The sequence below is a fragment of the Pseudomonas sp. GW823-FHT06B06 genome (genome assembly GCF_058795195.1).
Window position 1 is genome coordinate 128,363 of sequence record NZ_JBXAHO010000005.1, and the last position, 20,019, is coordinate 148,381.

The 20,019-nt window shown below is 60.4% G+C and carries 20 protein-coding genes; 10 read left to right on the forward strand and 10 right to left on the reverse strand.

Translation table 11 applies throughout. From position 1 onward, the window contains the following. The first annotated feature begins 187 nt into the window (after positions 1-187). The gene (gene rlmF / locus AC1Q8Q_RS06430; protein WP_492614899.1) at positions 188-1,219 is read left to right on the forward strand and encodes a 23S rRNA (adenine(1618)-N(6))-methyltransferase RlmF; all 1,032 of its coding nucleotides are present in this window, start codon (positions 188-190) and stop codon (positions 1,217-1,219) included. Between the two features lie 63 nt (positions 1,220-1,282). On the opposite strand, the gene AC1Q8Q_RS06435 is transcribed toward rlmF, so the two are convergent. Beyond that, the gene (locus AC1Q8Q_RS06435; RefSeq protein WP_007905514.1) at positions 1,283-1,564 is read right to left on the reverse strand and encodes an HU family DNA-binding protein; all 282 of its coding nucleotides are present in this window, start codon (positions 1,562-1,564) and stop codon (positions 1,283-1,285) included. A gap of 395 nt (positions 1,565-1,959) precedes the next feature. Between AC1Q8Q_RS06435 and yejK the strand changes: the two genes are divergently transcribed. After that, on the forward strand, positions 1,960-2,964 hold the full coding sequence (gene yejK / locus AC1Q8Q_RS06440) for a nucleoid-associated protein YejK (protein ID WP_020799836.1): 1,005 nt from the start codon (positions 1,960-1,962) through the stop codon (positions 2,962-2,964). Continuing rightward, positions 2,964-3,314 carry a glutaredoxin family protein gene (locus AC1Q8Q_RS06445; protein WP_083349699.1) on the forward strand — a complete coding sequence of 117 codons (351 nt, stop codon included), beginning with the start codon at positions 2,964-2,966 and terminating at the stop codon, positions 3,312-3,314. Before yejK ends, AC1Q8Q_RS06445 begins: the two co-directional genes overlap by 1 nt. A gap of 92 nt (positions 3,315-3,406) precedes the next feature. On the opposite strand, the gene AC1Q8Q_RS06450 is transcribed toward AC1Q8Q_RS06445, so the two are convergent. The 4 genes from AC1Q8Q_RS06450 to AC1Q8Q_RS06465 form a co-directional block, all read right to left on the reverse strand. After that, positions 3,407-4,342, reverse strand: a complete 936-nt coding sequence (locus tag AC1Q8Q_RS06450; protein ID WP_168758873.1) for a glutathione S-transferase family protein — start codon at positions 4,340-4,342, stop codon at positions 3,407-3,409. Between the two features lie 88 nt (positions 4,343-4,430). Further along, positions 4,431-4,742, reverse strand: coding sequence for a GIY-YIG nuclease family protein (locus AC1Q8Q_RS06455; RefSeq protein ID WP_020799839.1), 312 nt, complete (start codon positions 4,740-4,742; stop codon positions 4,431-4,433). 40 nt (positions 4,743-4,782) lie between these two features. Next, the gene (locus AC1Q8Q_RS06460; RefSeq protein ID WP_020799840.1) at positions 4,783-5,253 is read right to left on the reverse strand and encodes a nuclear transport factor 2 family protein; all 471 of its coding nucleotides are present in this window, start codon (positions 5,251-5,253) and stop codon (positions 4,783-4,785) included. Between the two features lie 95 nt (positions 5,254-5,348). Next, a complete protein-coding gene (locus AC1Q8Q_RS06465) occupies positions 5,349-5,981 on the reverse strand; it encodes a response regulator (RefSeq protein WP_020799841.1) in 633 nt (210 codons plus the stop codon). Between the two features lie 352 nt (positions 5,982-6,333). On the opposite strand from AC1Q8Q_RS06465, the gene AC1Q8Q_RS06470 reads away from it, so the two are divergent. The 5 genes from AC1Q8Q_RS06470 (at position 6,334) to AC1Q8Q_RS06490 (ending at position 12,233) form a co-directional block, all read left to right on the forward strand. Then, the gene (locus tag AC1Q8Q_RS06470; protein ID WP_033043300.1) at positions 6,334-6,954 is read left to right on the forward strand and encodes a DUF1120 domain-containing protein; all 621 of its coding nucleotides are present in this window, start codon (positions 6,334-6,336) and stop codon (positions 6,952-6,954) included. A 95-nt stretch (positions 6,955-7,049) separates the two neighbouring features. Then, the gene (locus tag AC1Q8Q_RS06475; RefSeq protein WP_168758875.1) at positions 7,050-7,766 is read left to right on the forward strand and encodes a fimbria/pilus chaperone family protein; all 717 of its coding nucleotides are present in this window, start codon (positions 7,050-7,052) and stop codon (positions 7,764-7,766) included. Between the two features lie 126 nt (positions 7,767-7,892). Next, complete coding sequence (locus AC1Q8Q_RS06480; RefSeq protein ID WP_492614900.1) at positions 7,893-10,376, forward strand: fimbria/pilus outer membrane usher protein; 2,484 nt, start codon at positions 7,893-7,895, stop codon at positions 10,374-10,376. Between the two features lie 10 nt (positions 10,377-10,386). Further along, positions 10,387-11,526 carry a DUF1120 domain-containing protein gene (locus AC1Q8Q_RS06485; RefSeq protein WP_168758877.1) on the forward strand — a complete coding sequence of 380 codons (1,140 nt, stop codon included), beginning with the start codon at positions 10,387-10,389 and terminating at the stop codon, positions 11,524-11,526. Positions 11,527-11,612: 86 nt separating this feature from the next. Then, positions 11,613-12,233, forward strand: coding sequence for a DUF1120 domain-containing protein (locus AC1Q8Q_RS06490; RefSeq protein ID WP_168758878.1), 621 nt, complete (start codon positions 11,613-11,615; stop codon positions 12,231-12,233). A 77-nt stretch (positions 12,234-12,310) separates the two neighbouring features. Here the strand turns inward: AC1Q8Q_RS06490 and AC1Q8Q_RS06495 are convergent, their stop codons facing one another. From AC1Q8Q_RS06495 to plzR, 5 genes are all read right to left on the reverse strand, one after another. Then, on the reverse strand, positions 12,311-13,618 hold the full coding sequence (locus AC1Q8Q_RS06495; protein WP_168758879.1) for a CynX/NimT family MFS transporter: 1,308 nt from the start codon (positions 13,616-13,618) through the stop codon (positions 12,311-12,313). Further along, positions 13,608-14,267 carry a FadR/GntR family transcriptional regulator gene (locus AC1Q8Q_RS06500; protein ID WP_020799848.1) on the reverse strand — a complete coding sequence of 220 codons (660 nt, stop codon included), beginning with the start codon at positions 14,265-14,267 and terminating at the stop codon, positions 13,608-13,610. Before AC1Q8Q_RS06500 ends, AC1Q8Q_RS06495 begins: the two co-directional genes overlap by 11 nt. A 285-nt stretch (positions 14,268-14,552) precedes the next feature. Then, positions 14,553-14,894, reverse strand: a complete 342-nt coding sequence (gene grxD, locus AC1Q8Q_RS06505) for a Grx4 family monothiol glutaredoxin (RefSeq protein ID WP_007938922.1) — start codon at positions 14,892-14,894, stop codon at positions 14,553-14,555. A 97-nt stretch (positions 14,895-14,991) separates the two neighbouring features. Beyond that, positions 14,992-17,097 carry a molybdopterin oxidoreductase family protein gene (locus AC1Q8Q_RS06510; RefSeq protein ID WP_020799850.1) on the reverse strand — a complete coding sequence of 702 codons (2,106 nt, stop codon included), beginning with the start codon at positions 17,095-17,097 and terminating at the stop codon, positions 14,992-14,994. A 134-nt stretch (positions 17,098-17,231) separates the two neighbouring features. Next, positions 17,232-17,522, reverse strand: a complete 291-nt coding sequence (gene plzR, locus AC1Q8Q_RS06515; RefSeq protein ID WP_020799851.1) for a PlzR type 4 pili assembly inhibitor — start codon at positions 17,520-17,522, stop codon at positions 17,232-17,234. A gap of 406 nt (positions 17,523-17,928) precedes the next feature. Between plzR and argF the strand changes: the two genes are divergently transcribed. Together argF and AC1Q8Q_RS06525 are read left to right on the forward strand one after the other, a co-directional pair. Further along, a complete protein-coding gene (gene argF, locus AC1Q8Q_RS06520) occupies positions 17,929-18,849 on the forward strand; it encodes an ornithine carbamoyltransferase (protein WP_032831452.1) in 921 nt (306 codons plus the stop codon). Then, the gene (locus AC1Q8Q_RS06525) at positions 18,846-19,955 is read left to right on the forward strand and encodes an ABC transporter ATP-binding protein (protein WP_020799852.1); all 1,110 of its coding nucleotides are present in this window, start codon (positions 18,846-18,848) and stop codon (positions 19,953-19,955) included. Before argF ends, AC1Q8Q_RS06525 begins: the two co-directional genes overlap by 4 nt. Positions 19,956-20,019 lie beyond the last annotated feature (64 nt).

The window sequence follows — 20,019 nt, forward strand, 5'->3', positions numbered from 1 at the left end:
CCTTGTGGGAGCGAGCCTGCTCGCGAAGAGGTCCTGTCAGCCAACATCAATGTTGAATGATAAACCGCTTTCGCGAGCAGGCTCGCTCCCACAAGGGGAAATGCGGTTAACCTCCCAATTGGGTTCCCAAGTCCCGGATGTGGGACAATGCTCGCCACTTTTAGCCATACCCGAATCGACCGCCCCCATGAACACCCCTCGTACACCCAAACCTGCGCGTAAAAAGCCTGAATCCACGACCCCGGCCAAAGCCGTGGAGCCGCGCGAAAAGGCCAGCTTGCATCCGCGCAACCGCCACCAGGGTCGTTACGACTTCCCGGCGCTGATCAAGACCACGCCGGAACTGGCGAAGTTCGTGATCATCAACCCCTACGGCAAGGAAAGCATCGACTTCGCCAGCCCGGACGCGGTGCGGGTGTTCAACCGGGCGCTGCTCAAGTCGTTCTACGGCATCGCCCACTGGGACATTCCGGCCGACTATCTGTGTCCACCCGTTCCGGGTCGTGCGGACTACGTGCACTTCCTCGCCGACCTGCTGGCCAGCGGCAATGATGGCGAGATTCCCCGGGGCGCCGCGGTCAAGGTGCTGGACGTGGGCATGGGCGCCAACTGCGTGTATCCGTTAATCGGTCATAGCGACTACCGCTGGCAGTTCCTCGGCTCGGAAATCGACGCCACCGCCATCGCCGCCGCCAGGGCCATCATCCAGTCCAACGGTTTGAACAAGGCCATCCAGATTCGCCAGCAGGGCAACCGCAAGCATATTTTGCTGGGTCTGCTGGAGAGCGCCGAGCGCTTTGATCTGACGATGTGCAACCCGCCCTTCCACGCCTCGCTGGAGGAAGCCACCCGAGGCAGCAGCCGTAAATGGCGCGCGCTGGGCAAGGCCGATCCGAAACGCAAACTGCCAGTACTGAATTTTGGCGGTCAGGCGGCGGAGTTGTGGTGTGAGGGCGGTGAAGCGCGATTCGTCACCCAACTGATCAGCGAGAGCGCTCAGGTGGGTCAGCAGGTGTTGTGGTTCAGTACCCTGGTATCGAAAGCTTCGAACCTGCCGGCAATCCAGACCGCGCTGAAAAAAGCCGGGGCATTGCAAAGCCAGGTGGTGGAAATGTCCCAGGGCCAGAAACAGAGTCGCTTTGTGGCCTGGACGTTCCAGACCCAAGCGCAACAACAAACCTGGCGTCAGTCGCGCTGGGTGAAACCTGCAGCGCAATAATCTGCAGACACAAAAAAAACCGTGCCCGGATCGCTCCGGCGCACGGTTTTTTTTTAACAAGTCTTACTTGTTAACAGCGTCGGTCAGGCCTTTAGCCACAACCAGCTTGATCACTTTCTTGGCAGCGATTTCGATGGCGGCGCCAGTCGAAGGGTTACGGCCAGTACGGGCAGGACGCTCAGTCACTTTCAGTTTGCCGATACCTGGCAGAGTGATTTCGCCGCCGTTTTCCAGCTGATCGGCAACGATTTGGCCCAGTTGGTCCAGAGCGTTACGCGCGGTGGTTTTTGGCGCGTCGATAGCTTCAGCGATGTCGGCGATCAGTTGGTCTTTAGTAAGAGCCATGTAGTGTTCCTTCCCTATCAAATTCATATGGATTGCAGAGTGCAGTGTCAGCCATCGAGCCCGATCTTTTGGATCCGGCACCCTCGGCCAAATAACCACGGGATCGGGGTTATAGATTCCGAAATCAGGGTTTGGTTCGACCTGACAAATGCTGAATGCACGCTTAACGCAGTGACTACGCGTAAGACCGCGCAAAACTAGCACAGAGGCGGGGAAATATCCGCCTCTAGCTACCCAATTGGTCAGCTTTATTGCTCAAAATCGGCAAAAAAACGCATAAGCGCCACCGGTCGCCCCGCAATTGCCGTTCGCACCGCGCCAAAACCAGTGGTTGCGGTACACTGGGCGCTTTTTCGGGGAGCACGCCCTCCCGTCTTCCTTCAGCCGAGAAGCCCATGCCGATCCGTCATTGCATCGTCCACCTGATCGACAAAAAACCCGACGGCACACCTGCAGTTCTGCACGCTCGGGACTCCGAACTGGCCGAGTCCAGCGCCATCGAGAACATGCTTGCCGACCTCAACGAAAGTTATAACGCCAAACAGGGCAAGGCCTGGGGTTTCTTCCATGCCGAATCCGGGGCGCATCCGTTCAGCGGCTGGCTGAAGGAGTACTTCGATGGCGGCAAAGACTTCACCGCCTTCAGCCGCGTAGCGGTGGAACACCTGCAAAAACTCATGGAAGAGTCCAACCTCTCGGTCGGCGGCCACGTGCTGTTCGCCCACTATCAGCAAGGCATGACCGATTACCTGGCGATCGCCCTGCTGCACCACAGTGAAGGCGTCGCGGTGACCGAACAACTGGACGTGACCCCCTCCCGTCACCTGGACCTGGGCCAGTTGCACCTGGCGGCGCGAATCAACGTGTCGGAGTGGCAGAACAACAAGCAGTCCAAGCAGTACATTTCGTTCATCAAAGGCAAGAATGGCAAAAAGGTTTCGGAGTATTTCCGCGACTTCATCGGTTGCCAGGAAGGCGTTGACGGCCCCGGTGAAACCCGAACCCTGCTCAAGGCCTTCAGTGACTTCGTCGAAAGCGAAGACCTGCCCGAAGACGACGCGCGCGAGAAAACCAAGACCCTGGTGGATTACGCCAGCAGCCAGGCCAAGCTCGGCGAACCGATGGGCCTGGAAGAGTTATCGGAACTGATCGACGAAGACCGCCCGAAAGCCTTCTACGACCATATCCGCAACAAGGACTACGGCCTGTCGCCAGAAATCCCGGCTGATAAACGCACCCTGAACCAGTTCCGCCGTTTCACCGGCCGCGCCGAAGGCCTGTCCATCAGCTTCGAAGCGCACCTGCTGGGTTCGAAAATCGAGTACGACGAAGAAGCCGGCACGCTGATCATCAAGGGACTGCCAACGTCGCTCACCGATCAGCTCAAGCGCCGCAACTGATGCTCGGTAGCGTATTGAAGAAATGCCTGTTGATCCTGCTGGTGGTCGTGGTCTATCAGCATTGGGGCAAGATCGAGCGGGTGTTCAACCCGTCGCAAGTAGTGCCCGAGCAGACCCAGGCCAAGGCCAACGTCGTGCTTTACGCCACCGAGTGGTGCGGCTACTGCAAGCTGACCCGGCGCTTCCTCGATCAGAAAGGCATTCCCTACAAGGAATTCGATATCGAGAAGGATGACGAAGCGCGCAAGGCTTACCAGGCGCTGGGCGGCGGCGGGATTCCGATCATCGATGTCAACGGGACGTTGATTCGCGGGTATGACCCGGATGCGATTCTGGCGGCGTTGAAATGATTTAAAGGTCAAAAGATCGCAGCCTGCGGCAGCTCCTACAGGGTGTACATCGATCCCCTGTAGGAGCTGCCGCAGGCTGCGATCTTTCGCTTTTAGCAGGCCTCGATGCGAAACCCGAACCGCGGAAAATGCACATGCACCCAACCGCCGCGCTCGTCTTTACGACGCAGAATCAATTCCTCGCGACCGGCGAAAAGCAGCTCCCCCGCTACTGGATCAACACCATAGTCAGTCGCGGCGATTACCACCTGCTGACCGGGCTGGAACCCGTTCGGATCGGCAAACTGCTCGTCCGGCAGATCAACCGGCGTGGCATTGCGCGCCACCTCCAGGGCTTGTCCGGAAGTCATCTCGCTCGGCGCACCGTGACCGAAACCGAGCACCCGCGCCAACCAGGCCGACACCGCCGGATAGCTATCCACAAACGGTGAAGTCACGGCGGTTGCCTTGAGGAACCACAGCGGATGAGCCATTGCGAAGTCGGCAATCGACGGCTCGCCAAACAGATAATCGCCCTCCTCGCGCTGCAGCTGCTGCTCCAGGCGCGCCATGATCGTCGGCCATTGGTGTTTGGCCTGCTCGGCGGACAAGCGTGTAGCACTGCCACCGCTGAACAACGCGGCGCGGTCGGCGATGAATGCCTTGATCGCTTCCGGCGGCATATTGCCAAAGCGCACAGCTACCGATTCCGGCTGAAACACCAGGCTGACTGCATGCTGGAACACCACCGAATCGGCCCACGCGGCGAAGGAGGCCGCGATCATTTCCTGGCCTTCGGGGAAGAACGCCGGCAAGGCCTTTTCCTGTTCCAGGCGGCGGGCAATCAACGAAGTGTCGCAATAAATATCGGCGCCAACCTGCAACACCGGGGTTTTGCGATAGCCTCCGGTCAGGGCCGTCAGGTCAGGCTTTGGCATCACCGGCGAAATGTTCACCGAGCGCCAGGACAGCCCCTTGAAGCCCAGCAGCAAGCGGGCCTTTTCAGAAAAAGGGGAAGTCGGGTAATGATGAAGAATCAACTCGGACATGCTCGGCTCCGCCGCACGGGTAAGGAATCCGCAGCTTAGCGCGCAATCCATAAGCATCACACCGATATGCCTGATGGGAACTTATCAGTCAGATTGATAAGCCGGCAGCAAAGCTCGCCACCAGGCATTCCTTGGCGCTTTTCCTGAGTTTCTTGATCAGCCGTTCCTGGCGCAGCGCTTCGCTTTTATCGCGGCAGAGTTCGGTATAGACCAGCGCCACGGCCGGGCTGGAAAGAAAGAAGCGCGCGCCCTTGCCGCTCTGGTGAGTGGCAAAGCGGCGTACCGGATCGTCGCTGATCCCGCAGTAGAGCGCGCCATTGGCCGCGCGCACGAGGTAGACGAACCAGGGTTTACTCACCGGTGCATTGGCGTCGAGAGAATTTTCGCTGAGGGTGGTCACGGCACAATCAAAACTTGAAAGGAAACAAGCCGCGATCTTATCAGCGACTGGCCTGCCATGCCTTCAGCCCCTTCAGGGCCTGTGCCCGAACGGCGTTCCCTACCAATGGCGTCCAGCCCAGGATCAGGCCTTTGAAACCCAATGCCTGGCGGGACCAGGCCCACAGATCGAAACGGTCGTGGTGTTCGCAGATCTTGCCGTCACGGAAGACGAATCGTGCCTGGATGTCGTTGACCACGGTGTTGCCGGTCTGGCTGAACAGGTACGTCGCGACCCAATGCGCGGTGCCCGTGTGCTCATCGGCGTGAACGCTATCGAAGGTCAGGGAGAAATCCCTGGCCCGGGTCGTGAGCATGCGCCACATGTCGCCAGCATCGCGCCCGCGAAGCTCGCCGAACGCCGGATCACTGAACACCACGTCATCGGTATAGCAGGCGCTCATGGCCTCGGCGTCCAGCCGCTGGAAGGCTTGGTAGAACTGGGTGATCAATGCGCGATGGGCATCACTCATGGTCAGGCTCCGTACGAATAAAGGATGGCCAGCAAGATAGTCTGCAAAGCCGCCGAACACTATCGACATTCGTGGTGGGAATACCCTCTGGCACGCTAATGCACCATGCCACTGTCACGGGCATAAGCAAACAGATCCACGTCCGTGGAAATGCCCAGCCTCTGCATGGCCATGCTTTTCTGTTTACTGATCGTCGACACGCTGCGTTTGAAGTAACAAGCAATCTCGCTGACGGTCATGCCGCTGGCGAGCATTCTCACCACTTCATGTTCTTTGGCCGACAGTGACGGTAACGGGGACGAGTCCCCGGTGCCGGCCTCGGTCAGTTCGGCGCGCAGGGACTCGCTGATAAACCGCCGTCCCTGACTCACCGATTTGATCGCGTCGGGCAGCTCCGTCGCCGACGCGCCTTTAGCAACGATGGCCGTCGCACCTTCAGCGAAGGCCGACCTCAGTGTCGCGACGTTGGCAAACATGGTGACCAGAATGATCGGCAGCGCCGGGTAGTGCCGGCGCACCCTGCTCAGCATCTTCAGGCCATCGGCCTGCCCGTCGCCCGGCATGCAGAAGTCTGTGATCAGCAGATCACAAGGTAGTGTGGAAAGAAGACTCAGCAGGCTGTCGGGGCCGTCGGCTTCACCGACAACCACGCAGGTTGTGCTTGAATCGATGAGCATCCGCAAGCCGATACGAACGACGGGATGGTCGTCAGCGATGATGACGCGCATGGTCGTAGTTTTCCTGTGAGGTGACTGGAATGCGCGAAAAATAGCGCTGTCCACTGGCCACTACAACAACCAATCTCATCAGTAAAACAGCGACACTCAATGCCTTCGGGGTTTTGTCCTTTCTCTTACAAAACAAACAGACGCCCCCTACTTTTTTAAGCTACGTCACCCACGCCAAAAGACTACAGACAATACAGCGAACCATGACGAGTTGTAGTCCGTCGTCATCCTTCGTGCTCCGAACGCCGCGTTTTCGTATTAGTTGCATTCCTTCCGTCTACCCCGACCTATAGATTGCCTCCTGCCCACCCAGGGTAATGACTGACAACCTCCTTCAAGGAAGAGCCAACGCATGAACACACCTTTATCGTTGCTGGCCGCAGTCTTGCTGCTGACAGGCGCTCCGTCCGCTTTGGCCAGGTCCAACACCGACTTGAGTGTCACCGGCATGATCACTCCCAGTGCCTGTAAGCCCAGTCTCTCAAGCGGCGGTATCGTCGAGCACGGCAGGGTGGGGATGAAGGACCTGCATCCGGACCAGCCCACCCGGCTGGAAAACGGCACGCTCTACCTCGACGTGAACTGCGAGGCGGCCACCCTGTTTACCCTGACCACGGTGGATAACCGCAGCGGATCTTCTGCCATCAGCCCGAGCCAGCACGGGCTGGGGATCGTTAATGATGACGAAAAACTGGGCAGTGTAGCCCTTGGTCTGTTTGACGCGATTGCCGACAAAGCCGCGGTAAAAACCATCTCGTCCCGGGACGATGGTGTCAGTTGGCGAGCGTCGCCCTACCTGGGACATGCCGGCAAGACTTCGTTTGCGGCGATGAATGCCCCTGACACACCGATCGCCATAAAAGACCTGCATGCAAGGCTGACGGCATTCACCATTATCGTGCGTGCCAGCGACCTGACTCTGACCGATGAAATCCCCATCGACGGCCATATCACCGTGCAACTGGATTACTGACAGACCGCGTGCTGCGCAATATCAGCCTGGAGCGCTGACACCAGCAACCCGTGTCACGCCAGCACCCTTTTTTTGATCATTCAACGAGACACGTCATGACGATGTTTTCTGCTTTCGTGCGCCTTCTGATCCACGCCAGCGCTGGCTTACTCCCGCTCTTGATGACCGTTTACGCCCAAGCTGACGGGATGGTCCCGAACACTTCCGTGGTCATCATCAATGAGGCCGATGGCGAGGCGTCCGTTACAGTGACCAACACTGATACCACTCTGGCGTTGATGCACGTCACTCTCGAAAACATTGCCGAAGACCCTGAATCGCTGGTGTTTGTGACACCACCGCTGGCCCGGGTTGAAGCGTCGAAGACCCAGTTGGTGCGCTTTATTCTGCAATCGGAAAAACCCTTGCTCACCCAGCGTTTGAAGCGGGTGATCTTTGAAGGCATACCGCAAGGCAAACCCGCCGCCGAAGCTGGACAGGCCCGTGTAGGGGTGACGGTGCGCCAGAACCTGCCGGTGATTCTGCACCCTAAGGGCCTGGCGCCTAATCGCACCCCATGGACTGATCTTCAATGGTCACTAAATGGCGATCAACTGACCGTGCGCAATGACACTCCCTACGTGGTCCGTCTGGGCCAGCAGGTACATCTGCTGCCTTCGGCGGGCAGTGCGATGTTGCCCAAGACCTACGTGTTGCCCGGTGAGCACATCAGCGTTTCGGTACCAGCCGGGACTGCCACGCATGTGCGCTTTCAACCGGCCACCGTCTACGGTTTTGCGGTACCGCTCTATGACGCGCCGATCAGCTCCTGACGATTGCAGCGACCCAGGACGCCACAAAGGAACAGTGAGCGCCTTGTTTTCAGTGAAGTGGAATCCGAGCGTGACTGAGGCCACAGTGCAATCGGCCGGCACGCGCGCATAAACCAAGTGAAACCCATGAACACAGTGATGATTTACCGTGACGGCGAAGCCATGCCCGCGATTCGGTTGATTGCTCATCCTCACGCCTGCCGGCTGTGGATGAAAGCAGTGTTGCTGCTAGCTATTGTGCTGATGGCGCTCGATGCTCGAGCCGACGTGCCGTCGCCGGCATCGTTCGATAAAAACACCCTGCAGCAACGCGGTATCGATCCGGCGCTGGCGACGCTGTTGCTGGCGGCACCGAGCTTCCCCGCAGGGCGGCATCCGGTCACGTTGTCGGTCAATGGCCAGCGTCAGGGTCGGGTCGACGTCCGGTTCAATCGCGACGGGACGTTGTGCTTTGATCGCGACTTGCTCGACGCGGCGAACCTGGGTGTGCCTGAACAGTTGGTGGACGCACAACCTGCAAACGACACCCCGTGTCACGATGTGCTCGGCACCTGGCCGCAAACCGTCGTCGATCAGGACCCGGCCAATCTTGCCCTGTCATTGATCGTGCCCGGCGACGCACTGCGCCCGGTTCTTCGAGATGTGTCCGGCTATCAAACCGGCGGCATCGCCGGCCTGCTCAATTACGACGTAATCGGTCTGCACAGCCGATACGGCGATGATTCGAGTCGCTACGCCTCGGCCAGCACCGAGCTGGGTTTCAATGCCGGTGACTGGATCGTGCGCAGCCGACAAATTCAGACCTGGCAGGACGATATCTCCCGCACGACGCACATTGCGGCGTACGCCCAGCGCACATTCGCCAGCCAGGAAGCGGTGCTGCAGGCGGGCCAGATCAATCTCTACAACCCGGTGCTGGCCGGTGCGCAGATCACCGGCGTGCAAGTACTGAACGAACAGGCACTGCAGGTCGAAGGACAAAGCGCGGTCATCGAAGGCATTGCCAACAGTCAGGCGCAGGTCGAAATCCGCCAGAACGGCGCGTTGATCCACTCCACGGTGGTGCCCGCCGGACCGTTTGCGTTGACCAATGTACGTCGCCTCAACAGCCGCTCCGATGTGGAAGTCACGGTCAAGGAGGCTGATGGCAGCGAGCGCCGCTTCACCGTTCCTGCCGCGATGCTCGGCATCGGTTTACCGGCTCCGGGTTACTCGCTGGCGGCTGGCAGGGTGCGCAATACCGGCGACGAAGAAGGTGGCGATCCCTGGGTGATCAGTAGCGGCTGGAGCGGTGCACTCGGCGCACAAGCCCTGCTGAGCGTCGGCATTACCGGCGCCGACGAGTACCGCGCGGCGGGTGCCGGCATCGCGCTGTTACCCTCACCTGTCACCCAGATTCAAGCCACGTTGACAGGTGCCAACGCCAGCGGCCAACAACCCGGTAAAGGGCTTCAGATCGACCTGAGCGCCTCGCACCTTTTGAGCGAGCAGTGGTCACTCAATGCCGGCGGTTCTTACCGGACCCCGGGTTACCGGGAACTGGAAGACGCAGTGTTCGATAGCACCAGTGACCAGCGCAATTCCCGTTACCGCGATCAGCAAAGCGCTGCACTGTCCTGGTCCCATCCCTGGCTCGGCGCATTCAGTGCCGGCTTCAGTCGTTCTGGCACGTTCGACGGTGACAGCAGCAGCCGCGCGCTCGCCTCCTGGGGGACCAACATCGGCGGTGTATCGATCTCGGCTACGGCTGAGTGGCAAGTCAGTGGCGCCAACCGCAGCGACGACAGCGTATATGTGAACCTGAGCATCCCGCTGGGCCAGAACCGCCGGGCACGCACCTGGGCGCGCAGCACGGGCGGCGAGTACCGCAGCGGCGTGGGCGTGAGTGAACAGATCAACGATCAACTGGCGTATCGGGTCGGCGTCGAGCACGACACACGAGACCGGCAGGTGCAATCGAGCGCGGGGGTTTCCTTGCTGCCGCGCTACACCCAACTGGACCTGAACTACACACGTACCGATGCCGAGCGTGACAGTTATCAGATCGGTGCCCGGGGCGGGGCCGTGCTGCACGGCGGTGGCGTGACGCTGTCGCCCTATCAGGTGAGCGACACCTTCGCGCTGCTTTCGGTGGGCGATATGGGTGCGATCAAAGTGACGACGCCCAGCGGCCCGGTCTGGACCGACTGGCAAGGCCGGGCGGTGGTCCCGCAAGTGGTGGCCTACGGTCGCAGCGCGGTGGAAGTGGACACCAGAACCCTGCCGCGCAACGCCGACATCAACAACGGGCTGGCGGTGATTTCGGCCGGTCGCGGTGCCGTCGACAACGTTGAGTTCGGCATCAGCCTGACACGGCGCGCCTTGCTCAAAGTGACTAACAACAACGGGGAGCCACTACCCCGTGGCGCGGCTGTGAATACCGGGGAGGGTGAGTTCGTCACCCTGGTGCAGGACGGCGGCCTGGTGTTCCTGCCCAACGTCCTCGACACCCGTGCGCTGTGGATCAGCGCGCCGGGGATGGAACGTTGTGAACTGCGTTTCACACTGCCGGAGGACGCCGATCCCAGCGCCTATTACGAAACAGCACCCGCCCAGTGCGGGGCTCTTTGAGGATGATGATATGAACCTGTTGCGCTATTGGCTGCCGGGCCTCGTCTTTGCGGTACTGAGCGGGCTCATGCCGGTCGCCCGGGCATCCACTGATGACTGTCAGTTCAACCTGAGTCAACCGCTGCTTGATTACGGTCTGATGAATCGGGCGATACGCCCCGATGCCAGTCCTGAGCGATCCTTGGGTGAGCGTCGCCTCGGCCTGAGCCTGAGCTGTTCGCAACCGGTCGACATGAGCGTGTTTTACCGGGCCATGGCGACAACGGCCGAACGCTTTCGCTTTGCCGAACGCGGCAGCTACCAGATCCGTGTTCGCGACGCAGCGCTTGATGGTCGGTCAGTCGAGATCGGTTTGATTGCCGGTGTCGGTCAGGCGCCCGTGATGACGGCATCGAACCTGATCTGGCGACCGGCGCACGGGATCGTTCCGGTACAGGCAGGTGTGCCCGCGCAGGGCCGCCATTTCACGGCGCAGCTCGAGCTGACCGCCTGGGTACAAGAGCAAGGTCAACAGGTGCGTGATGCAGTCACCTGGGAAACCACGGGGGAGTTCGACGCGACTAGCATCGGACGTCGCCAACAGGCGACCTTGCGCGCCCGATTCGCACCGGCGGCCTGCGAACCGGCGCTATCCAACGGTGGGCTGGTCGACTTTGGCACGCTGTCGGTAAACGACCTGAACGCGACCCAAAGCACGCGTCTGCCTGCGCGATCCCTGACGTTGAACGTGCGCTGCGATGCACCGACTACGTTCGCCATGCTCATGCATGACAACCGCTTGGGTACGGCGATAGCCAACAACGAAACGGACTACGGCCTGGGGACGGATAGCCGCAACGGCAAGATCGGTTCGTTTTCGCTGAACTTCGACCCGGTCGACGCCAGCGCCGACCCGTTCGCCAGCCTCTTTCTAACCGGTTCCGCCAATGGCGGCATGGCATGGAGCACGGCCGGCCCGACCTCGATGGCCATCGGCAAAAACAGCTACCTGGGTTTTACCGACAACCCCGCAAATTCCGGCCCGGCACTGATCCAGAACCTCAGCACCCGGCTCACCGTCAACGCCGTCATCGCCCCTACCAACAGCCTGGATTTGAGCAGCGCCATCGACCTCGATGGCTCGGGGACGATCGAGATTATTTACCTGTAGCAAACCACCCAACCTGGTACGCGCCCCGAATGCAATCAAGCATCGTGGCCAGCCGGGACAACAACCCTAGAAGTGAGTAACACATAATGAAAAAATACTTGGCAGCACTCTCGGCCACCGCATTGATCGGCATCGCGCCTTATGCGCTTGCAGCCCCCAGCACCGATTTGACGGTCATCGGTACCATCACCCCCAATGCGTGCACGCCGACCTTGTCTGGCGGCGGGGTCGTCGACCACAAGACGATTTCGTCCAACGACTTGAATCAGGACAAATCCACGAACCTGCCTGACAAGACCTTGCAACTCTCCGTGAGTTGCGGTTCAGCCATTGCGTTCAGGCTGAAACCGATCGATAACCGGATTGGTTCCGGTATAGGTAGCAATTTGTTCGGCCTGGGTTACATCAACGGCAATCAGAAGCTCGGCAGTGTCGATGTGCAAATCAGGGCTCCACTGGCCGATGGTGTTCCGGTGCAGCCTTTGCAGTCTAACGACGATGGCAACACCTGGTTTCAATCGGCCTTTCTGGCACCTAGTACCCTCGCGGCATTCAGGTCTACCGGTGGACCGTACACGCCGATCGCCATCAAGGAACTGATAACCGACCTTCGGATATACACCCAGATTGCCCGCGCCGACTCACTCGACCTGACCAACGATGTCGCCCTCGACGGCTCGATTACCCTCGAAGTCGAGTATCCATAACACCGCAGCCCACCTTGCCCGGACTCATGCCCCGGGCAAGGACTCATGCCGCTTGCTCGTCCTGCCAAGGAGCGAATTCAGACTTTTTCGCTGACCACCTGAACGTAAAGCGAACGCCCGGCGCCCAGCCCGGCAATGATCGCACCCAGGCCGATCACCCCGAAGATCCAGCCCACGGCGTTCCAGCCGCCGGTCCAGTCGTGCACGATGCCGACCGCGAATGGCCCCATGGAGGCCAGGGTGTAGCCGAAACCCTGGGCCATGCTCGACAGGTTCGCCGCCACGTGGGAATCGCGCGAGCGCAATACGATCAGGGTCAATGCCAGGCTGAACGTGGCGCCCTGCCCCAGCCCCAGCACAATCGCCCATCCCCACAAGCCTTCGATCGGGGCGTACAGGCAACCGAACAAACCTGCCAGGGTCAGCGCCATGACGATCACGATCGCCAGGCGCTGGTCCTTGCCGCGAGTCGCCAGCCATGGCGCTGCAAGGGAGCTGATCAATTGAACGATCACCGAACCCGACAGCACCAGCCCGGCCTGGGTTGCGCTCAGGCCACGACCGATCAGGATCGACGGCAACCAGCCGAACACGATGTAGGCCAGGGACGATTGCAGGCCCATGTACAAGGTGACTTGCCAGGCCAACGGGTCGCGCAGCAATCCTCGCACGCGATAGGCAACGTTATGCGCGCCGTGTTTCTGCCCGGTTTGTGGCAGCCAGAACATCGCCGCGATCAAGGCTGGAATCACCCAGAACCCGAGGCCCAGGCTCCAGCTGTTGTCGAAGTGTTCACTCAACGGCACCGTGGCGCCCGCGGCCATTGCCGCGCCCAGGCACAGGGCCATGGTGTAGACACCGGTCATGGTACCGGCGTGTTTAGCGAAGTCGCGCTTGACGATGCCCGGCAGCAACACGCCGATCACGCCGATGCTGGCACCTGCCAGCACACTGCCGGCAAACAGACCGATTTCGCCGAAGGAACTGCGCAGGATGATCCCCCCCGCCAGCGTCAGGAGAATGCCCAACACCACACGCTCGGCCCCGAAGCGGCGCGCCAGCACCGGTGCCAGCGGAGCGAACAAACCGAGGCACAGTACCGGCAACGTCGTCAGCAAACCGGCTTGGGCCGCCGACAGGCCGAGGCTTTTCGACACCTCGCTCAGCAGCGGCGCCATGCTCGACAGCGCCGGGCGCAGATTCAAAGCCACCAGGATCAGGCCCAGCAGCAACAACCACGGATGCCGCAGAACTGGCTGGGTTTGCTGGACCTGCTCGTCATCGGCCTCGGCGTCGATCAGCAGCTCTTCCAGCTCTGCCGTGCGCTTGGGTGAAGTGACATCGGTGTGCTGGCTGGACATGGCGTTCTCGGTTTCAAGGTTCATTGATCAACTGCCTCGACAGGGCTTTGGCCCGCTCCGGGTCGCGTTGCTCCACGGCATCAAGCAGTTCGACGTGCAGGTCGAACACCTCCTGGCGCCGGGGCGTGATGTTCAGGCAGTGGCGCAATTGTTCGCCGACAACGCTGGAGAAATAGCGATACAGCTCACTGAGCGTCGGGTTGTGCGCGGCGTCCACCAGGCGTCGGTGGAACACCAGGTCACAGGCGATGTAGGTGTCGAGATCGCCGTGATAGTGGGTACCGCTGACGCCCAGTGCCTCGCGCAAGGCCACCAGGTCTTCATCGGTGCGGCGCATGGCGGCCAGGCCGATGGCCTCGACTTCAAGGATGTGCCGTGTCTCCCGGGCCTGTTCGAGTGAGCAGCGGGACAACGCCTTTAGGGTGTCCAGCGGATCGACCACCGCGCGCAGGTAACTGCCGTCTCCCTGACGGATCTCGATCAACCCGGAAAACGCCAGCACGCGCATGGCTTCGCGCACCGTGTTGCGGCTGATGCCCAGCTCTGCGGACAACTCGGGCTCGGTGGGCAAACGCTGGCCGACCGCCCAGACGCCCTGGTTGATGCGCAAGCGCAACTGCTCCAAGGCCTGATCGACCAGGGAGCGCTTGATTAACGGAGAAGTATCTGACATGGGATTCATCCTTTCATCCAATCATAGGATGAATTTTCTGACATCTTAGTCAGCTTAACGCCAGAGAACAACCCTCCCCTCTGTAGGAGGTAGGAGCGAGCATGCTCCGGGTGGCGTTCCGACGATGGTCGTCAACGATAACGTTGGAAACCTGGCACCCCGCGGAGCACTCAGGTTTTTCGCGAGCATGCTCGCTCCTACTGGGATGGCAGGGACGGCAGGATTGGCAGGCGAAAAAAAACCCTTCACGGTTTGCCGTGAAGGGCCTTTTTTGATGCACGTGTATCAGGCTTCGGTCTTGGCTGCCGCTGCTTTGGCAGCCGCGTCCTTGATCAGCGCCTGCAGCGAACCATCAGCGGACATTTCAGTCATGATGTCGCTACCGCCAACCAGCTCGCCAGCTACCCACAATTGCGGGAAAGTTGGCCAGTTGGCGTATTTAGGCAGGTTGGCGCGGATTTCCGGGTTCTGCAGGATATCCACGTACGCAAATTTTTCGCCACACGCCATCACGGCCTGCGCGGCTTTCGCGGAGAAGCCGCACTGCGGGGCATTCGGCGAGCCTTTCATGTAAAGCAGAATGGTGTTGTTGGCAATCTGCTCTTTAATCGTTTCGATGATATCCATGGAGCACCTCGGCTGAACTTTCCGACTCATGGGTCGGCACGGTGGCGCATTGTAACGGAAAGCCGAGCGCCCTGCTCGGTCTCTCCGTCAGATGCGATCAGGCCGCTACCACGGTCACTGGCACACCGTTCAACGCCGCATTACCCGACAACTCGTCGAGCTGACACTCGTCGGTCAGGTCATTGGCGCTGGAACCCGGCTGACCACTGGCGATGCTCATTTGCACACCTGGCCGGGCATGGCCCCAACCGTGTGGAAGACTGACCACACCTTTCATCATATCCAGGCTGGCCAACACTTCCACTTCGATCACCCCGACCCGCGAACTGACCCGCACCTTCTGCCCGTCGCTTAACTTGCGACTCGCCAGATCATCCGGGTGCATCAACAACTGATGACGCGGCTTGCCCTTCACCAGACGGTGATAGTTGTGCATCCATGAGTTATTGCTGCGCACATGTCGCCGACCGATCATCAACAACTCATCGCTGGTCGGCGCCTGCAATGTCGCGAAACGCGCCAGGTCGGCGAGGATTGCGGCGGGGGCAGCCTGGATTCGTTGATTGGCGGTTTTCAGGCGGGGCGCCAGGTTGGGTTTCAGTGCGCCCAGGTCAACCCCATGGGGATGATCGAACAGGGTTGCCAGCGACAGCTTGTGTGGCGACGCGTCGCCGTACAGTCCCATGCGCAAACCGCGGTCGATCATCTGCGCCGGGGCGATAGTGGGCTTCAACTCCTTGCCGGTCTTCGCTGCAAACGCCTGGGCCAACCCGACGAAAATCTCCCAGTCGTGCAATGCACCCTCGGGCTTGGGCAGGATGGCGCGGTTGAAGCGGCTGACATTGCGCACCGCAAACATATTGAAGGTGGTGTCGTAATGATCGTTTTCCAGCGCAGAAGTAGACGGCAGGATCAGGTCGGCATAACGCGTGGTTTCATTGATGTACAGGTCGACACTGACCATGAACTCCAGGCCGTCCAGCGCCTGCTCGAGCTGGCGTCCATTGGGCGTGGACAGCACCGGGTTGCCCGCCACGGTGATCAATGCACGGACCTGCCCTTCGCCTTCGGTGAGCATCTCTTCGGCCAGCGCCGACACCGGCAGTTCGCCACCGTACTCCGGGCGCCCGGACACCCGACTCTGCCACACATTGAAGTGCCCGCCCGACGTCGAAGCCACCAGGTCCACCGCCGGTTCCGTGCACAAGGCACCGCCGACGCGGTCGAGGTTGCCGGTAACCAGGTTGATCAACTGCACCAGCCAATGGCACAGGGTGCCGAATGCCTGGGTCGAGACGCCCATGCGTCCGTAGCAAACCGCCGTGGGTGCGGCGGCAAAATCCCGTGCCAATTGGCGGATCCGCTCCGCCGGCACCGCACACAATGGACTCATGACGTCGGCGGAGAAACCGGTCACGGCTTCGCGCACCTGGTCCAGACCGTCCACTGGCAAATGACTGTCGCGGGTCAGGCCTTCGGCGAACAGGGTATGCAGCAGACCGAACAGCAGCGCCGCATCGCCACCGGGGCGCACGAACAGATGCTGGTCGGCGATTGCCGCCGTTTCGCTGCGACGCGGATCGACCACCACGACCTTGCCGCCTCGGGCCTGGATCGCCTTCAAGCGTTTTTCCACGTCGGGCACGGTCATGATGCTGCCGTTGGAGGCCAGCGGGTTGCCGCCTAGGATCAACATGAAGTCGGTGTGGTCGATGTCCGGTATCGGCAACAGCAAACCGTGGCCATACATCAAGTGACTGGTCAGGTGATGGGGCAACTGGTCGACCGACGTCGCGGAATACCGGTTACGGGTTTTCAGCAAGCCAAGGAAGTAATTGCTGTGGGTCATCAACCCATAGTTGTGCACGCTGGGGTTGCCTTGATAGACCGCCACCGCATTCTGCCCGTGGCGCTCCTGAATCGCGGCCAGGCGTTCGGCGACCAGGTTGAAGGCGTCGTCCCATTCGATGGGTTGCCACTCGCTGCCCACCCGTCGCATTGGCTGATGCAGGCGATCCGGATCGTTCTGGATGTCTTGCAGGGCAACCGCTTTGGGGCAGATGTGCCCACGGCTGAAGCTGTCCTGGGGGTCGCCCTTGATCGAGGTGATCTGCAGGTTGCCCTCGAGCTCGGTGGTTTCGATGGTCAGCCCGCAAATGGCTTCACACAAATGGCACGCACGGTGATGGAGAGTCTTGGTCATGGCCAGTCTCTGTCTTGTTCTGGGCGGGCAATAGCGACCGCGGAAACAAAACTATGGTGCCTGCCCCTCCAGCGCGCCAGCGACGTTCATCTTGTGAATCGGTGGTTATCAGGCCTGCCGATAACCGCAAGCCATCAGCTCGAAGGCAACCTCGGCGGCGCCTGCAACTGGATTTCCTGGAGGGTTTCGACCGGCCCTTGGGCTGCGTGCACACCGGTCAGCTCGCCAATCAGGCGCCAGTGTTCGTCAAGCCCGGCACTGATGGTGACCATGCGATCGATCATGCGCCGTCCTGCGTCGCGTGTGACCTGGTCGTCGCTGCGCAGCAGTTCGAAAGACATCGATGTCATGGAGGCGGTCAGGTGAGTCAGGGAGCGTGCCGTGAGGCCGAGCAATTCCATAAGCTGCTGTTCTTTCGATTCCATCGCTGAGCTTCCTGCGTCACTCGTGAATTAGTTATAACCCAGCACTTTGCATTCGCAAGTATTTCAGATCGGCTGCGCCCGGCACCAAGGTCACGAACCACCGGCCGAAAACCGACTGTCTGTTCGCCATCCCCGCCCCTCTGGATTGCCAAGTTCCAAGGCCCCGGTGTACAAATGACTGGCTGCAGTCAGGAAACAGGCTTCAAAAGCGCTATTGCGGTCCACCGATAGCCCCTCTGAAATCCCCTAAAAACCGTAGCCCTATTGGTAAGACGCGACATTTAATTATAAGATCGCGCCTTCCCCTATTTCGTCGCCCCGTGCGGCTTACGCCGCAGGTCTCGCCCGTTGTTCCGTTAAACAAGGCTTTGAGCATCTGCGGTTTGTAGCAAAAAGGTAGTCAATGATGAGCGCAAGGCACTTTCTCTCCCTGATGGATTGCACGCCCCAAGAGCTGGTCAGCGTGATCCGTCGAGGCGTTGAGCTCAAAGACCTGCGTAACCGCGGTGTACTGTTCGAGCCTTTGAAAAACCGCGTGCTCGGGATGATTTTCGAAAAGTCCTCGACCCGCACCCGAATTTCGTTCGAAGCCGGCATGATCCAGCTCGGTGGCCAGGCGATCTTCCTGTCGCCGCGCGATACCCAATTGGGCCGTGGCGAGCCAATCGGCGACTGCGCGATCGTCATGTCGAGCATGCTCGACGCCGTGATGATCCGCACCTTTGCCCACAGCAACTTGACCGAATTCGCCGCTAACTCCCGTGTGCCGGTGATCAACGGCCTGTCCGACGACCTGCACCCGTGCCAGTTGCTGGCCGACATGCAGACGTTCCTCGAGCACCGTGGCTCCATCCAGGGCAAGACCGTTGCCTGGATCGGTGACGGCAACAACATGTGCAACAGTTATATAGAAGCGGCGATCCAGTTCGACTTCCAGTTGCGCATCGCCTGCCCGGAAGGTTACGAACCCAATCCCGAATTCGTGGCCAAGGCCGGCGATCGGGTGACCATCGTTCGTGATCCCCAGGACGCCGTGCGCGGTGCGCATCTGGTGAGCACTGACGTCTGGACCTCCATGGGCCAGGAAGAAGAAACTGCCAAGCGCCTGCAGCTGTTTGCTCCATACCAGGTCAACCGTGCCCTGCTCGACCTGGCCGCCCCGGACGTACTGTTCATGCATTGCTTGCCAGCTCACCGCGGCGAAGAGATCAGCCTCGACCTGCTCGACGACCCGCGCTCGGTGGCATGGGACCAGGCTGAAAACCGGCTTCACGCACAAAAGGCCCTGCTCGAGTTTCTGGTCGAAGCGGCGTACCACCACGCATGAGCCAGCCATTACTGCTTAACCTGCGCAACCTCGCCTGCGGCTATCAAGACCAGCGCGTGGTGCAAAACCTCAACCTGCATTTGAACGCCGGTGACATCGGCTGCCTGCTGGGCTCCTCGGGCTGCGGCAAGACCACCACCCTGCGTGCCATTGCCGGCTTCGAACCGGTGCACGAAGGTGACATCCAGCTGGCTGGCGAGACCATCTCCAGTGCCGGTTTCACCCTCGCGCCCGAGAAACGTCGCATCGGCATGGTGTTCCAGGACTACGCCCTGTTTCCGCATTTGAGCGTGGCTGACAACATCGCCTTCGGCATTCGCAAACATCCGAACAAGGATCGCGTCACCGAAGAGTTGCTCGAACTGGTCAACCTGAAAAACCTCGGCAAGCGTTACCCCCACGAGCTCTCCGGTGGCCAGCAGCAACGGGTCGCCCTGGCTCGCGCCCTGGCGCCAGAACCGCAATTGCTGCTGCTGGACGAACCGTTCTCCAACCTCGACGGAGAATTGCGCCGCAAACTCAGCCACGAGGTGCGCGACATCCTCAAGGCCCGTGGCACCAGCGCGATCCTGGTGACCCACGACCAGGAAGAGGCCTTCGCGGTCAGCGATCACGTCGGCGTGTTCAAGGAAGGCCGGCTTGAGCAATGGGATACGCCCTACAACCTCTATCACGAACCACTGACACCCTATGTGGCCAGCTTCATCGGCCAGGGTTACTTCATTCGCGGCCAGTTGAGCAGCCCGGAGTCGGTGCAGACGGAACTCGGTGAATTGCGCGGCAACCGCGCCTACACCTGGCCGGTCGGCGGTGCGGTGGATGTATTGCTGCGTCCGGACGATATCGTCTATGCGCCAGACAGTGCATTGAAGGCGCGGATCGTCGGCAAGTCTTTCCAGGGTGCCTCGACGCTTTACCGCCTGCAAATGCTGACCGGCGCACAACTGGAATCGATTTTCCCGAGCCACGTCGATCATCTGATCGGCGCAGAAGTCGGCATTCGTGTGGCAGCGGAACACCTGGTGCTGTTCCAGGCGTCCGGCAGTACGGCGGCGCATATTCCGACGGTTGATTCCGGGGTTCGGCGCTACAGCACTGCGCACTGATCAACAGCAAAAGATCGCAGCCTGCGGCAGCTCCTACATTGGAATGCGCTCCCTGTAGGAGCTG

Bases quoted from the DNA above. Each gene is read 5' to 3' on its own strand.
- rlmF (WP_492614899.1), top strand. From the start codon at position 188: ATGAACACCCCTCGTACACCCAAACCTGCGCGTAAAAAGCCTGAATCC.
- AC1Q8Q_RS06435 (WP_007905514.1), bottom strand. From the start codon at position 1,564: ATGGCTCTTACTAAAGACCAACTGATCGCCGACATCGCTGAAGCTATC.
- yejK (WP_020799836.1), top strand. From the start codon at position 1,960: ATGCCGATCCGTCATTGCATCGTCCACCTGATCGACAAAAAACCCGAC.
- AC1Q8Q_RS06445 (WP_083349699.1), top strand. From the start codon at position 2,964: ATGCTCGGTAGCGTATTGAAGAAATGCCTGTTGATCCTGCTGGTGGTC.
- AC1Q8Q_RS06450 (WP_168758873.1), bottom strand. From the start codon at position 4,342: ATGTCCGAGTTGATTCTTCATCATTACCCGACTTCCCCTTTTTCTGAA.
- AC1Q8Q_RS06460 (WP_020799840.1), bottom strand. From the start codon at position 5,253: ATGAGTGATGCCCATCGCGCATTGATCACCCAGTTCTACCAAGCCTTC.
- AC1Q8Q_RS06465 (WP_020799841.1), bottom strand. From the start codon at position 5,981: ATGCGCGTCATCATCGCTGACGACCATCCCGTCGTTCGTATCGGCTTG.
- AC1Q8Q_RS06470 (WP_033043300.1), top strand. From the start codon at position 6,334: ATGAACACACCTTTATCGTTGCTGGCCGCAGTCTTGCTGCTGACAGGC.
- AC1Q8Q_RS06475 (WP_168758875.1), top strand. From the start codon at position 7,050: ATGACGATGTTTTCTGCTTTCGTGCGCCTTCTGATCCACGCCAGCGCT.
- AC1Q8Q_RS06480 (WP_492614900.1), top strand. From the start codon at position 7,893: ATGAACACAGTGATGATTTACCGTGACGGCGAAGCCATGCCCGCGATT.
- AC1Q8Q_RS06485 (WP_168758877.1), top strand. From the start codon at position 10,387: ATGAACCTGTTGCGCTATTGGCTGCCGGGCCTCGTCTTTGCGGTACTG.
- AC1Q8Q_RS06490 (WP_168758878.1), top strand. From the start codon at position 11,613: ATGAAAAAATACTTGGCAGCACTCTCGGCCACCGCATTGATCGGCATC.
- AC1Q8Q_RS06495 (WP_168758879.1), bottom strand. From the start codon at position 13,618: ATGAACCTTGAAACCGAGAACGCCATGTCCAGCCAGCACACCGATGTC.
- AC1Q8Q_RS06500 (WP_020799848.1), bottom strand. From the start codon at position 14,267: ATGTCAGATACTTCTCCGTTAATCAAGCGCTCCCTGGTCGATCAGGCC.
- grxD (WP_007938922.1), bottom strand. From the start codon at position 14,894: ATGGATATCATCGAAACGATTAAAGAGCAGATTGCCAACAACACCATT.
- AC1Q8Q_RS06510 (WP_020799850.1), bottom strand. From the start codon at position 17,097: ATGACCAAGACTCTCCATCACCGTGCGTGCCATTTGTGTGAAGCCATT.
- plzR (WP_020799851.1), bottom strand. From the start codon at position 17,522: ATGGAATCGAAAGAACAGCAGCTTATGGAATTGCTCGGCCTCACGGCA.
- argF (WP_032831452.1), top strand. From the start codon at position 17,929: ATGAGCGCAAGGCACTTTCTCTCCCTGATGGATTGCACGCCCCAAGAG.
- AC1Q8Q_RS06525 (WP_020799852.1), top strand. From the start codon at position 18,846: ATGAGCCAGCCATTACTGCTTAACCTGCGCAACCTCGCCTGCGGCTAT.